10 protein-coding genes are annotated in these 13,179 nt (G+C 71.0%); 4 read left to right on the top strand and 6 right to left on the bottom strand.

The features are described 5' to 3' along the window. Positions 1–176: 176 nt before the first annotated feature. A complete protein-coding gene (locus ACFY6U_RS36370; RefSeq protein WP_093503415.1) occupies positions 177–635 on the bottom strand; it encodes an Rrf2 family transcriptional regulator in 459 nt (152 codons plus the stop codon). Between the two features lie 73 nt (positions 636–708). Between ACFY6U_RS36370 and ACFY6U_RS36365 the strand changes: the two genes are divergently transcribed. Continuing rightward, positions 709–3,690: a beta-galactosidase gene (locus ACFY6U_RS36365; protein ID WP_390045193.1), complete on the top strand. Its 2,982-nt coding sequence runs from the start codon at positions 709–711 to the stop codon at positions 3,688–3,690. Between the two features lie 89 nt (positions 3,691–3,779). Here the strand turns inward: ACFY6U_RS36365 and ACFY6U_RS36360 are convergent, their stop codons facing one another. The 5 genes from ACFY6U_RS36360 to ACFY6U_RS36340 form a co-directional block, all read right to left on the bottom strand. After that, positions 3,780–5,291, bottom strand: coding sequence for an alpha-N-arabinofuranosidase (locus ACFY6U_RS36360; RefSeq protein WP_390045191.1), 1,512 nt, complete (start codon positions 5,289–5,291; stop codon positions 3,780–3,782). A 108-nt stretch (positions 5,292–5,399) separates the two neighbouring features. Continuing rightward, on the bottom strand, positions 5,400–6,371 hold the full coding sequence (locus ACFY6U_RS36355; protein ID WP_390045189.1) for an arabinan endo-1,5-alpha-L-arabinosidase: 972 nt from the start codon (positions 6,369–6,371) through the stop codon (positions 5,400–5,402). Positions 6,372–6,381: 10 nt separating this feature from the next. After that, positions 6,382–7,242 carry a carbohydrate ABC transporter permease gene (locus ACFY6U_RS36350; protein WP_390045187.1) on the bottom strand — a complete coding sequence of 287 codons (861 nt, stop codon included), beginning with the start codon at positions 7,240–7,242 and terminating at the stop codon, positions 6,382–6,384. Further along, positions 7,239–8,192: a carbohydrate ABC transporter permease gene (locus tag ACFY6U_RS36345; protein ID WP_390045186.1), complete on the bottom strand. Its 954-nt coding sequence runs from the start codon at positions 8,190–8,192 to the stop codon at positions 7,239–7,241. Before ACFY6U_RS36345 ends, ACFY6U_RS36350 begins: the two co-directional genes overlap by 4 nt. Next, positions 8,189–9,547 (bottom strand): extracellular solute-binding protein, encoded by a 1,359-nt coding sequence (locus ACFY6U_RS36340; protein ID WP_390045185.1) that lies wholly within the window; start codon positions 9,545–9,547, stop codon positions 8,189–8,191. The genes ACFY6U_RS36345 and ACFY6U_RS36340 overlap by 4 nt, the downstream gene beginning before the upstream one ends. Before the next feature lie 275 nt (positions 9,548–9,822). On the opposite strand from ACFY6U_RS36340, the gene ACFY6U_RS36335 reads away from it, so the two are divergent. Genes ACFY6U_RS36335 through ACFY6U_RS36325 form a run of 3 tightly spaced genes read left to right on the top strand, consistent with a single transcriptional unit; the run spans position 9,823 to position 13,071 of the window. Continuing rightward, on the top strand, positions 9,823–10,446 hold the full coding sequence (locus ACFY6U_RS36335) for a toxin-antitoxin system, toxin component family protein (RefSeq protein WP_390045184.1): 624 nt from the start codon (positions 9,823–9,825) through the stop codon (positions 10,444–10,446). Next, positions 10,443–11,675 (top strand): MAB_1171c family putative transporter, encoded by a 1,233-nt coding sequence (locus tag ACFY6U_RS36330; RefSeq protein WP_390045183.1) that lies wholly within the window; start codon positions 10,443–10,445, stop codon positions 11,673–11,675. Before ACFY6U_RS36335 ends, ACFY6U_RS36330 begins: the two co-directional genes overlap by 4 nt. Further along, on the top strand, positions 11,668–13,071 hold the full coding sequence (locus tag ACFY6U_RS36325) for an NAD(P)/FAD-dependent oxidoreductase (protein WP_390045181.1): 1,404 nt from the start codon (positions 11,668–11,670) through the stop codon (positions 13,069–13,071). The genes ACFY6U_RS36330 and ACFY6U_RS36325 overlap by 8 nt, the downstream gene beginning before the upstream one ends. Positions 13,072–13,179: the final 108 nt, after the last annotated feature.

The following is a 13,179-nucleotide window of genomic DNA, read 5'->3' as shown; positions in this document are numbered from 1 at the left end:
CTCCGGTTCGGTGATCGGGTGGGGGGTTGCACCCGCGGCCGTCCGTAGTTCATCTTTGAAGAAACTGTGAGTTTCCTGTGAAGGCCGGGGCGCTCGCATCGTAGGAAGCCCCACGCGAACCGGTCAGGGTGAACTCCGGCCATTCACAACGCCGGATTTCACACCTCGCCGAAGGCTCAGGGGTTCTCCCAGGCCGCCGGTTCCGCCGCCAGCGCCCGGACCGGCTCCGGCAGGGCGTCCGCCGCGATGTCCGCCACCGTGACACCTTCGAGGATCCTGCGGACGTTGGCGCGCAGGGCGATCCACAGGGGCAGCAGCGGCTGGGCGGTGCCGGTGTAGGCCAGCCCCGTCGGGCGCTCGCCGCGCACCGAGACGATCGGGCCGTCCACCGCGCGGATCAGGTCGGCCACGGTGATCGCGGACGCCTCCCGCGCCAGCCGGTAGCCGCCGCCCCCGCCCCGCCGGCTGTCGACGATCCCGGCGCGCCGGAGGTCACCCAGAATGCCCTCGAGGAACTTGTGCGGGATGTCCTGGGCGCCGGCGATCTCCTCCGCCTTCACGGGGCCCTCACCCTGCCGTACGGCGAGCTCCAGAACCGCCCGTACCGCGTAATCCGCTCGTGCCGAGATCCTCATGCGTCCATTGTGGGGCGTCCTCCCGTGGACAATGGCCGCACCCGCGCCCCGTAAGATCGCCCGGGAGGATCCCTTGGCGCTCAGCAGACGTACCTTCAGTGCCCTCGCCGGCTCGGCCGCGCTCGGTTTCGCCCTGGGCGGCAGCGGCGGCCCCGGGGCGCCCGCGGCCTACGCGGCACGCAGCGTGCCGACCGGCCCGGCACCGGCCGCGCCGAGAGCCGACGGACAGCGGCACACCATCGGCTACGACCACCACTCCCTCGTGGTGGACGGGCGGCGGCTGGTGGTCTGGTCCGGCGAGATGCACCCCTTCCGCCTCCCGAGCCCGTCCCTGTGGCGGGACGTCCTGGAGAAGATGCGAGCGCACGGCTACAACACCGTCAGCATCTACGTGGCGTGGAACTACCACTCCCCCGCGCCCGGCACGTACGACTTCACCGGCGTCCGCGACCTCGACCTGTTCCTGCACACCGCCGCCGAGACCGGCCTGTACGTCATCGTCCGCCCCGGCCCCTACATCAACGCCGAGGTCGACGCCGGCGGCTTCCCCGGCTGGCTCACCGCCACCGAGGGCGCCGCCCGGGGCACCGACCCCACCTACCTCGGCCACGTCGACCAGTGGCTGACGGCCGTCAACCGCATCGTCCGCCGCCACCAGCACACCGACGGCGGCGGCACCGTCCTCCTCTACCAGATCGAGAACGAGTACGACGGCCACGTCACGGACCCCAGCGGCCCCGCCTACATGTCCCACCTCTACCGGAAGGTGCGGGCCGACGGCATCCACGTCCCCCTCTTCCACAACGACAAGGGCCGCAACGGCTACTGGATCCCCGGCTCCTTCGACACCGGCGGCGAGAAGGGCAAGTGGCTGTACGGCTTCGACGGCTACCCGTCGCCCTCCCAGCCCCCGCCGGACTGGGGCGACTTCGGGATCGGCGGCCTCAAGGGCGGCGCGACCGCCAGCCCGCGTACGCCCGGGTTCGTGCCGGAGTACGGGGGCGGCTGGTTCGACCCGTGGGGCGGCGTCGAGTTCGGCGGCAAGGGGTACGCCGAGTCCCGCCGCACCCGGGACGCGGCCTACGAACGCCGCTTCTACCTCACCAACCTCGCCAACGGCCTCACCCTCCACAACGTCTACATGACCTACGGCGGCACCACCTGGGGCTGGCTGCCGGCGCCGGTCGTCTACACGTCGTACGACTACGGCGCCGCCATCGACGAGGCCCGCAACGTCACCACGAAGATCGCGCCGATGCACCAGCTCGGCCATCTCCTGCAGCGCGTCCCGGACTTCGCGAAGCTGGACCGCGCGGCCGACGTCCACGTGGCCGGACTGAAGGCGTACCACCTCACCAACCCCGACACCCAGGCGCACGTCTACGTCCTGCGCAACGACGGCGCCGACGAGGTCACCTCCACGCTGCGGACCGCCGACGGCGACGACGTCGAGCTGACCGTCGCGGCCCACGACGCCAAACTCGTCACCACCGGCCTCTCCCTCGGCAAGCGGAAGCTGCGCTACTGCACCGCCCAGCCGATGTTCGTGCTCACCGCGGGACGCCAGGACATCGCCCTGTTCACCGGCCGCTACGGCGAGATGGCGCACCTCGTGCTGGAGTGCCCGACCGAGCCGTTCGTCCAGCGTCTCGACGCCGAGGCGGCCTGGGTCTACGACCAGGGCGTCCTGCACGTCACCGCTCCGCTCGGGCAGGGCGGACTCACCCGGGTCCTGGTCCAGCGCGGCGAGTCCGACACTCCGCTGCTCCTCCTCTTCGCCGACGACGCGACCTCCGTACGGCTGTTCCCGTACGACACCCCGTCCGGCACGCTCCTGGTCTACGGCCCGGCGCTGCTGCGCCACGCGAAGCTCGACGGGTCGGCCGTCCAGCTCACCGGGGACATCGTCGGGACGAGCGGCGTGGAGGTCTGGGGGCCCCGCGGGATCACCTCGGTCACCTGGAACGGGCAGCCGGTACCGACGCGGGTGACCGTCTCGGAGAGCCTGGTCGCCCTGTCGGAGATGCCGGCGGCGCCGCGGCCGGCGCTGCCGGTCCTCGCCGGCTGGCGGCGGAAGGCCGAGAACCCCGAGGCCGCGACCGGCTTCGACGACTCGGCGTGGACGGCCGCCGACAAGAAGACGTCGTTCAGCACGACGGCCGTCCCGGCCGGTCAGCCGGTGCTCTTCGCCGACGACTACGGCTTCCACTACGGGGACGTCTGGTACCGGGGACGGGTGGAGGGCGACCTGACGGACCTGGAGTCGGTCTCGCTCGCCTACAGCACGGGCACCCAGGGCCTGCTGATGGCCTGGCTGGACGGGGTGCCGCTGGGCTCGCACCGGATGCCGGTGCCGGATGCGAAGACGGTACGGAAGGGGAGCTGGGCGGCCACGGCCGAGTTCTCCGCCGAGGGGCTGAAGAAGAAGCGGCGGAAGAAGCCGGGGCACGTGCTGTCCGTGCTGGTGCGGCGGATGCAGCACGACATGGACGGCGGGTCGCTGGACACGCACAAGGTGGCGCGTGGGCTGACCGCCGTCTCCTTCAAGGGCGTCACGCCGAAGGTGAGCTGGCGGATCCAGGGGGCCGCGGCACCGGATCCGGTGCGGGGGCCGCAGAACAACGGCGGGTTGTACGGGGAGCGGGAGGGCTGGCACCTGCCCGGGTTCGCGGACGCGGGGTGGGAGGCGGCCGCGTTTCCCCGCGCCGACCAGGGGATGGGGGTCACCTGGTACCGGACCGGGTTCCGGCTGTCCGTGCCGGGCGGGGTGGACGCGTCGGTGGGGCTGGTGCTGGAGGACGATCCGGCGCGGGCGTATCGGGTGCAGATCTTCTTGAACGGGTGGAACCTCGGGCAGTACGTCAATGACGTGGGGCCGCAGCATACGTTCGTGCTGCCGAACGGGATTCTGCGGACCCGGGGTTCCAACACGTTGGCGCTGGCCGTGCTTTCGGATGGGACGAGCGAGGTCGGGCCGGGGGTTGTGCGGCTGGAGTTGCTGGGGAGTGCGGCGGGGGGAGTTCCGGTGACTTCGGTGGTCTCCCCCGGCCGTTGACAGCGGGTTGTACGTGGTTGCTCGCGCAGTTCCTCCCCCAGCCTCCGGCCGGGGGCACCCCCAGCGCCCCTGACGGGGCGCGTTGACCCCTACGTCAGTCGGATCACATTCCAGGAAAGGGGCTCGAGGACGGCGTTGAGTGTACCGGCGGTCAGCGTCGTGCCCTCGGCGGGATGAGGGGTCACCCGCTCCGGTTCCGCCAAGGTGTTGCGGGCGTCGGGGTCGGCGTCCGCGAGGACGCTGTGTTCCGTGACCTGCGTCAGGTCGAGGCCGTTCAGGGCGATGTCCAGCGGCAGCGGTTCCGTCCGGCTGCGGTTCACGGCGAAGACGGTGACCGTGCCGTCGTCGGCGCGGACGGCGGTGGCGTGCAGCAGGTCGGTCTCGCCGTACTTCTTCGTCTCGTGGGTCGGGGAGTCGACCCGGACGTCCAGGACCTGGCCCCTGCCGTACCGCGACGCCTGGGCGAAGGGGAAGAACGTCGTCTGGCGCCAGGCCGGGCCGCCGGGCTCGGTCATGATCGGGGCGATGACGTTGACCAGCTGGGCCAGGCAGGCGACGGTGACGCGGTCGGCGTGGCGGAGCAGGGCGATGAGGAGGGAGCCGAAGACCACCGCGTCCAGGACGCTGTAGTTGTCCTCCAGGAGGCGGGGGGCCTCGGCCCAGTCCCGCGCGGCGGAGTTCTCGATCTCGTGCCACCTCGACGTGTACCAGACGTTCCACTCGTCGAAGGAGAGGTTGATCTTCTTCTGGGACTTCAGCCTGGCGCCCACGTGGTCACAGGTGGCGACCACGTTCTCGATGAACGACTCCATGTCGACGGCGGAGGCCAGGAAGGAGTCGAGATCGCCGTCCTGGGGCTCGTAGTAGGCGTGCAGGGAGATGTAGTCGACCAGGTCGTACGTCTCCGCGAGGACCGTCGCCTCCCACTCCGCGAAGGTCGGCATGGACTGGCTGGAGGAACCGCAGGCGACCAGTTCCACGGACGGGTCCATCTGGCGCATGGCGCGGGCGGTCTCGGCGGCGATGCGGCCGTATTCCTCCGCCGTCTTGTGTCCGGTCTGCCAGGGGCCGTCCATCTCGTTGCCCAGGCACCAGACCTTGATGCCGAAGGGGTCCTTGTCGCCGTGGGCGGCGCGGAGGTCGGAGAGGGCGGTTCCGGAGGGGTGGTTGGCGTACTCCTGGAGTTCCAGGGCCTCCGCCACGCCCCGCGTGCCGAGGTTGATCGCCATCATGGGCTCGGCCTGCGGGCCGACCTTCTTCAGGAAGGCGATGTACTCGGCGAGTCCGAAGCGGTTGGTCTCCGTCGACCGCCAGGCGAGGTCGAGGCGGCGGGGGCGGTCCTCGACGGGGCCGACGGAGTCTTCCCACTTGTAGCCGGAGACGAAGTTGCCGCCGGGGTAGCGGATGGTGGTGACGCCGAGTTCGCGGACGAGGTCGAGGACGTCCGTGCGGAGGCCTTCGGCGTCGGCCGTGGGGTGGGTCGGCTCGTAGATGCCGGTGTAGACGCAGCGGCCTAGGTGCTCGACGAAGGAGCCGAAGAGGCGGGGGTTGACTTCGCCGGTGGTGAAGGCGGGGTCGAGGGTGAAGCGGGCGGTGCGCAATGTTCGCCTTTCGGGGGTGGGTGCCTTGTGTTTCGTGGGCGGGTGCGGGTGGGTCGTGGTTGCTCGCGCCCACGCGGCGGAGCCGCAAATGGACACAGCCCCGCGCCCCTAAAGGGGCACTGGCCAGCCGTCCTTTGTCCAGTTCAGGGGGTTGAGACCGAGCTTCGGGGTGCCGTTGTCCTCGGCGTCGTAGTAGTGGTATGCCAGCCAGGTCTTGCCGTGGGTGCGGAAGGTGGACTCGCCGCCGGGGCCGATGTAGCGGCCGTGGGAGGCCAGGAGGAGGACGCCGCCGCCCTCCAGCATCGGTGTTCCCGTGCTGTCCACGTACGGGCCCGTCACCGTCGTCGAGCGGCCCACTCTGATCTTGTACGTCGAGTTCACGCCCGCGCAACAGGCGTCGTACGAGGCGAAGAGGTAGTAGTAGCGGCCGTGGTGGAGGATCGAGGCGCCTTCGACGGCGTAGGGGGCGTCCGGGCGGGTGGCCAGGTGGGCGACCGGGGCGCCCGGTATCGCCTTGCCCGTCCTCCGGTCGAGTTCGACCATGCGGATGCCGGTCCAGTACGAGCCGAACGCCATCCACAGCTTGCCGTCGGCTCGGACGAGGGTCGGGTCGATGGCGTTCCAGGAGTCGGTCGTGGCGGAGGTGAAGGCGGGGCCGTGGTCGGTCCAGGTGCCGGGGAGGCCGGTCGGGGAGGTGGCGACGCCGATCGCGGAGTGGTTGGTGCCCCAGGAGGAGACCGCGTAGTACAGCCAGTAGCGGCCGTCGCGGTAGGAGAGGTCGGGGGCCCAGGGGTCGGCGGTGGAGTTGTAGTCGTACCACCAGCTCGGGGGTGTGGTGAAGGCGTTGCCCGCGTCGGTCCAGTCGCGGAGGTTCGTGGAGAGGCGGGCGCCGATGATGCCGCCGGTGGAGTAGGCGACGTACTGGCCGTTCTTGAGCTGGTGGACCGTGGGGTCGTGGATGATCTGCTGGCCGGTGAGGGGCAGTGGGTCGGGGTAGGTGACGTCGGCGGTCGCGGTGGTGGGGAGGAGGGCGATGGTCGCGGCCGCGAGCAGGGCGGCGAGTCCGGGGAAGCGCTTCAACTCCGGCTCCTCACTGGCCGGCCAGGCCCGTGTGGGCCACGCCGCGCACGATCTGGCTCTGGAAGAAGACGAACACGATGATCAGCGGGAGGCCCGCGATCAGGCCGCCGGCCATCAGCTGCGGCCAGATGATGCCGAAGGCGTTCTGCACGGTCGCGATGCCGTTGGGCATCGTCATCAGGTCGGGGTTGTTGGTCACCATGTACGGCCACAGGAAGTTGTTCCAGGAGGCGATGAAGGTGAAGATGCCGACCGCCGAGAGGGACGGCTTGGAGAGCGGGAGGACGATGGTGAAGAAGATGCGCCAGCGGCCGGCGCCGTCGATGAACGCGGCCTCCTCCAGTTCCTTGGGGAGCGACTGGAAGAACTTGTAGAGGATGTAGACCATCGCGGCCGGGGCGCACTGGGGAAGGATCATGCCCCAGTAGGTGTCCACCATGCCGAGCGACTGGACCGTGGTGAACAGCGGGACGCCGAGGATGGCCGGGGAGAACATCAGGCCCGCCATGGTGAGCGAGAGCAGGACGCTCTTGCCGCGGAACTCCGTGCGGGCGAAGCCGTATCCGGCGAGGGACGCGACGAGCAGCACGATGAAGGTGACGCAGACCGAGACGACGACCGAGTTGACGAACCAGTTGGGGATGTTGCCGGCGTCGAAGATGCCCTTCCAGGAGTCCCAGGTGAGGTGGTCCGGGATCCAGTGCGGGGAGGCGACCGACTCGGTGGGGGTCTTGAGCGAGGTCGACAGGGCCCAGAAGAGCGGGGCGATCCAGACCAGGGAGAGGCCGGCGGCGACGATCGTGAGGGCGATCTGGGCCGGGGTCCACGTGGAGCGCGGTGTGCGCAGGACGGGGGGCGTGGGGCTGGTCATCGGGTGGCCTCCTCGCGGGTGCGCAGCAGCCACATGCGGGCCAGGGCGACGGCGGCGATGATGATGAAGAGGATCATGGAGATCGCGGAGGCGTAGCCCACGCGGTAGCTGGTGAAGCCCTGTTCGATCATGTACTGGACGAAGGTGCGGGTGGAGTTCTCGGGCCCGGAGCCGAACTGGAACATGATGACGACCTGGTCGTAGACCTGGAGCGAGGCCAGTATCTGGAGCGCGATGACCAGGCCGGTGATGTTGCGCAGGTTCGGGACCGTGATGTGGATCATGCGCTGGAGGGCGTTGGCGCCGTCCAGTTCGGCCGCCTCGTAGAGGTGCTGGGGGATGTTCTGGAGGGCGGCCAAGTAGAGGAGGAAGGAGAAGCCGACGGTCCACCAGAGGGTGGCGATGACGCTCGCCAGCAGGGCCGTGGACTTCTGGGTGAGCCAGGGGGTGTCGAGGCCGAGGGTGTGGTTGACCAGGCCGTTGACCGGCTGGAAGAGCCACCACCAGAGATTGGCGACGACGGCCGACGGGAGCAGGAACGGGGCGAAGAAGCAGAACCGCCACAGCCACTTGAAGTGCACGGTGTGGTGGGCGATCAGCGCCATCAGGAGGGCCATGACGACGATCAGCGGGACGACCCACAGGGTGAACTTCACACTGTGCCAGAGGGACTGCCAGACCAGGTCGTCCTGGAGGGCCTCCCGGTAGTTGTCGAGGCCGATGAAGCTGGTGTGGTCGCCGGAGATGTTGGCGTCGGTGAAGGAGAGGTAGAGCCCTCGGACGATGGGGACGAGGACGAAGAGGCCGTAGAGGACGAAGAACGGGGTGACGAACCAGCCGCCGTGCTGGAGGCGGCGGCCCCAGCGCAGGCGCAGGGTGTCGGTGCCGGTGGCGGTGCGGGCCGCGCGGGTGGCGGAGGGCAGGGCCGTGGTGGAGGCGGTGGAGCTCATGCGCCGGCTCCCTTCAGCTCCTGGGCGGCGGTCTTGCCGTCCATCGGGTTCTTCGAGGCGAGCAGGGCCTCCAGGGCGCTCTTCATGGCGCGGGCGGTGGCGTCGGGCTTGGTGGAGCCGAGGTTCGAGCCGGCGATGAGGGGGCCCACCCGCTTGGAGAGGGTGCCGGTGGAGCCGGCGAACCAGATGTGCGGCTCGGTCGCGAGGTGCTGCATGGCGTCCTGGGAGTACTCGCGCTGCGGCGAGAGCTTCGTGTACGCCGGGTCCTTGAAGGTCGGCAGGTAGGCGGGGACGTGGCCGCCCTGGGCCCAGGTCGCCGCGTTCTTCACCAGGTAGGCGGCGAGCGCGTAGGCGCCCTCGTTCACGGCGCCGCCGCGGCCGGCCTGGTGGGGCAGGACGAAGGAGTGGGACTCGGCGTGGGTGCCGGGGGTGCCGAAGACCGGGGGCAGGGGCGTGGCGCCGTAGTCGATCTTCGCGGGGGTGTAGACCGGGACCGACCAGTCGCCCTCCCAGACGAAGGGGGCCCCGGCCAGGAACATCGCGGCGTCGTCCGAGCCCGCGATCGCGTAGCCGTCGGTGACGTGCTTGCGGAAGAACTCCAGGACCCGGGTGGCCCTGTCGGTGTCGAAGACGACGCCGGTCTGGTCGGCGTCGAAGTAGCCGCCGCCGAGCTGCTGGTAGAAGGCGACGAAGAACCACCAGGAGAAGTTCTGGTCGTTGGCGTGCATGCCGAGGGTCTGCAGGCCGCCCTTGAGCTTGGACTTGGCGGCCTTGAGCATGGCGAACCAGTCGTCCTCGGAGGTGGCGTGCGGGAGCAGGCCGTCCGCGTCGAGCAGGCCCGCCTTCCGGCAGACGTCCTTGCGGTAGAAGTTCAGCTGGACGTGGACGTCCAGGGGCAGCGCGTACAACTGGCCGCCGACGATGCCGCGTTTCCACAGGGTGGGGTTGAAGTCGGCCTCGTGGACGCCGTGTTCGGCGAGCTTGCCGATGTCCCAGGGGTCGAGGAGGCGCCCCGGCGCGAAGCCGGTGACCCGGCCCTGGTGCATGACGGCCAGGTCGGGGGCGCGGTTGCCGGCGGCCGCCATGGCGAGCTTGGTGTAGTAGGGGTCGCCCCACGTGAGGGTGGACGCCTTGACGTCCGTGTCCGGGTGGGCCGTGTGGAAGGCGTCCACCATGGCCTGCATGTTGGCGCCGTCGCCGCCGGAGAAGAGGTTCCAGTAGCGGACGCGGGTGCGCGCGCTCGATGTCAGTGCGTCGGCGCCGGTGCCGAGGGCCGCGAAGCCGAAGCTCGCCGCCACCGCCAACCCTCCCGCCGTGCCCAGTAGGTGCCTGCGACTGAGGCCAGGTCGTCCCATTGCCTGCCCTTACCTTCGGGATCCGTCGTACTCGTGCGTGATCTTTGTTCGAAATATCGGCTCATGCTCGTAACTTCGAACGGGACCGTAAAATCGAAGCGCTTGCGCGTCAATGGGTCGCGCGTGACTTTCATGCATCGGACAGCTGTTGCCATATGAACTACCGCTCGAACTACCGGCCCCGGATGGCATGACGCGGACACATCCGGCCGCGTAGTCTCGGACGAGCCGACGCAGCGCGGTGACCGCCGTCGGGGCGGTGCGAAGGGGGAGCGATGGACTTGGCCGGCGCGCGGCACCGGTGGGCCCGGATCGCCGCGGGGCTGCGGCGCTCCCGGCCGGCCGCGGGGCTGCGGCGGTCCCGGGCGAACGCGCGGATGCGCCGGCTCGCCGCCGACCTCACCGCCGCCGTCCGCGCCAGGTCCCAGAAGCCGGACGGGGTACGGGAGTTGTGTCGGGCGCTGTGCGACGAGACGAGCCTCGGACGCGAGGGCCGGCCCGTCGAGCTGCGGTTCGAACGGTTCCCCGACGAGATCGAGGTCACCGGAGTGTGGGTGGAGTTCCAGGACTTCGACCTGGTGATCGTCGAGGAGCGGGCCGAGGCCGTACAGCAACTGGTCATCCTCGGCCATGAGCTGTGGCACATGCACGCGCGCCACACGCATCACCGCTCGGCCGCGGCGGACGCCCTCGCCGGGCGGCCGGACTGGAACTCCGTCGCCCTGACCGTGGCCGCCCGCAACGGCTCCCGGGAAGCCGACGAGGCCGAGGCCGACGACTTCGGGCACCGGCTCGCGGCCGCGCTCCGGCCCTTCCTGCCCGGACGGGGCGGCGAGGCCGCGCCCGACCCGGTCCAGCGGTCCCTCGGCTACCCCGGACGTGAAGGCGGACCGCGGTGACGTACTCCCCACTGGCCGAGGGCCCGACCGCGTTCTTCACCGGTCTGTACGTCTCCTTCTGGCTGCCGGGCCTCGTGCTCACCGCGGCCCTGGTGATCAAGCTGCCCAGCATCCTCAAACTCTGGCGGGACCCGCTGCTGCGTGCCGTCGGCGGCCTGCTGCTGTTCGCCTGCGCGGTGTTCGCCTTCGCCGCCCCGGCCACCATCGCCTGGACGAACCGGGTCACCGGCGTGCCGAACATCTCGGCGCCCCTGGTGTACTCCCTGATCACCGCGCTGTCCGCGTCCTGGCTGCTGCTGGTCGTGCACTGGCGCAACGGCCACACCGACCGCCGGGAGCAGACCCGGCGCGCGACCCGCTGGGTGGTCTGCGTCTACGCCGCCGTGGTCGTCGCGCTCTGGGTGCTGTTCGCGCTCGCCGACGTGCCCGTGGAACAGGTCCGGAACCTGGACACCTACTACGCCAGTACGCCGTTCATGCGCGAGGAGATCCTGCTCTACCTCCTCGCCCACACCGTGGCCTGCGCGATCACCACCCGGCTGGTGTGGAACTGGATCCGCACCGACGGCCTCGACGCCTGGCTGCGCTGGGGACTCAGGTTCCTGGGCATCGGCTACGCGACGAACCTGCTCTTCAGCGCGGCCAAGTTCACGGCCGTGGTGGCCCGCTGGACCGGTCACGACCTGGACTGGCTCAACACCAACATCGCACCGTCGGCCGCCTGCATCGCCGCCACGTTCGTCGCGATCGGCTTCATCGTCCCGCACGCCGGCCAGTACTTCCACGACCGCTGGCTGCTGCGCCGCCGGCACCGCGCCCTGAAGCCGCTCGCCCGGCTGATGCGGACCGTCACCGGCGGCCGCGAACCGCTCGCGCTGCGCGCCACCGCCGAGATGCGCCTGATCCGCCGCGAGACGTACATCCGGGACGCGCTCCTGCAACTGTCCCGGTTCCTCGACGAGAAGCTCCGCGGCCGGGCCTACGACGCCGCTCTCGCCCTCGGCCACGAACCCGGCCGGGCCCAGTCCCTCGCCGCCGCCGTGGCGATCCTGGAGGCCGTCGCGAGCGGACGGCACGCCCCGGACGACGGCGGCACGGGCGAGACCGACACCTCGTACCTGCTCCAGGAGATCCAGGCCGTTTCCGAGGTCCTGGGCCACCCCGACGAGATCACGGCGGTACGCACCCGTGCGACCGTCCCGGCAGAGAGCATGTCCGCGCATGAGTGAACGTCCCTCCCCCGCCAGAGCCGCCGTGGTCCTGGGGGGATCACACACCGGCATGCTCGCGGCCCGGGCCCTGGCCGGCCTCGCCGACCGGGTCGTCGTCGTGGAACGCGACGAGCTGCCCGTGGCGCCCGCTCCCCGCAAGGGACTTCCGCAGGCCCGGCACGCCCACATGCTCTGGTCGGGCGGCGTACGGGCGATGGAGGAACTGCTGCCGGGCGTCACCGCGGCCCTCCTGGACGCCGGGGCACGCCGGGCCCCGGTCACCACGGACATGGTCGCCCTCTCGGCACAGGGCTGGTTCCGCCGCTGGCCCGAGTCCCACCACGTGCTGCTGGCCGGCCGGGACCTGCTGGACGCGACGGTCCGCGCGCGGGTCCTCGCGGACGGGCGCGTCGAGGTGCTCGGAGGCACCGAGGTGCTCGGGCTCACGGGCGGCGCGGCGGCGGTCACCGGGGTCCGGGTGCGGGACCGCGAAGGCCGGGAGCGGACCGTCGAGGCGGACCTGGTCGTCGACGCCACCGGCCGGGGTTCCGGAGCCTCCCGCTGGCTCGCGGCGCTCGGACTGCCCGCGCCGGAGCGCCGCGAGGTCGACACCGGTCTCGCCTACGCCAGCCGGCTCTACCTCGCACCCGAGCAGGCCCGCGCCGGCTTCCCGGTGATCAACGTGCAGCCGGACCCGAGGGACCCCGGCCCCGGCCGGGCGGGCTTCCTGCTGCCCATCGAGGACGGCCGCTGGATCGTCACCCTCAACGGCACCCGCGGGGGCGAACCGAGCTCCTCCGCCGACGACTTCGTCCCGTTCGCCCGCGACCGGCTGCGGCACCCGCTCATCGGCGAGCTGCTCGCGCAGGCCGAGCCGCTGTCCGACGTCGCCGTCACCCGCGCCACCGTCAACCGCCGGTACTTCTACGAACGCATGCGCGCCTGGCCCGACAACTTCACGGTCCTCGGCGACGCCCTGGCCGCGTACAACCCCGTCTACGGCCACGGACTGGCCGTGGGCGCGCAGAGCGCCCTGCTGCTGCGGGACCTGACCCGGCGTCACGGCCTCGGCACGCCCGGCCTGTCCCGGCGCGTCCAGAAGGCGGTCGCCCGGCCGGTCGGGGCGGCCTGGGACCTCGCCATCGGGCAGGACGTGTTCTATCCCGGCGCGACGGAGAACGGGCCCACGGCCCGGGACCGGATCCTGTCCGCCTACGTGTCCCGCCTCATGTACACGGCGACCGGCAACGGCCGCATCGCCCGCCGCGTCACGGACGTGACCTCACTCGAGCGCCGCGCAGAGGTACTCCTGACCCCGTCCGTCCTGCTGGCGGCCCTGGCGGGCCCCCTGAAACCGGCCCTGACCGGCCCACCGCTCACCGCGGAGGAGTTGAAGAGGGCGGGCTTGCAGTAGAGCCGCTGCGAAGCGCCCCGTCAGGGGCGCGGGGCTGTGGTGAATGTGCGGCTGCCGCCGCGTGGGCGCGACCAGCCCCCACGCACCCGCAGGCGAAAGACCACCCTG

It is taken from the genome of Streptomyces sp. NPDC013157 (assembly GCF_042899865.1).
Classification (GTDB): Bacteria; Actinomycetota; Actinomycetes; order Streptomycetales; family Streptomycetaceae; genus Streptomyces.
The sequence above is the reverse complement of the archived record's forward strand: the minus strand, read 5'-3'. Positions and strand labels throughout refer to the sequence as shown.

What these genes read in the sequence shown, in the direction of transcription:
- ACFY6U_RS36335 (WP_390045184.1), top strand. Translation starts at nt 9,823, where the DNA reads ATGGACTTGGCCGGCGCGCGGCACCGGTGGGCCCGGATCGCCGCGGGG.
- ACFY6U_RS36340 (WP_390045185.1), bottom strand. Translation starts at nt 9,547, where the DNA reads ATGGGACGACCTGGCCTCAGTCGCAGGCACCTACTGGGCACGGCGGGA.
- ACFY6U_RS36350 (WP_390045187.1), bottom strand. Translation starts at nt 7,242, where the DNA reads ATGACCAGCCCCACGCCCCCCGTCCTGCGCACACCGCGCTCCACGTGG.
- ACFY6U_RS36370 (WP_093503415.1), bottom strand. Translation starts at nt 635, where the DNA reads ATGAGGATCTCGGCACGAGCGGATTACGCGGTACGGGCGGTTCTGGAG.
- ACFY6U_RS36325 (WP_390045181.1), top strand. Translation starts at nt 11,668, where the DNA reads ATGAGTGAACGTCCCTCCCCCGCCAGAGCCGCCGTGGTCCTGGGGGGA.
- ACFY6U_RS36345 (WP_390045186.1), bottom strand. Translation starts at nt 8,192, where the DNA reads ATGAGCTCCACCGCCTCCACCACGGCCCTGCCCTCCGCCACCCGCGCG.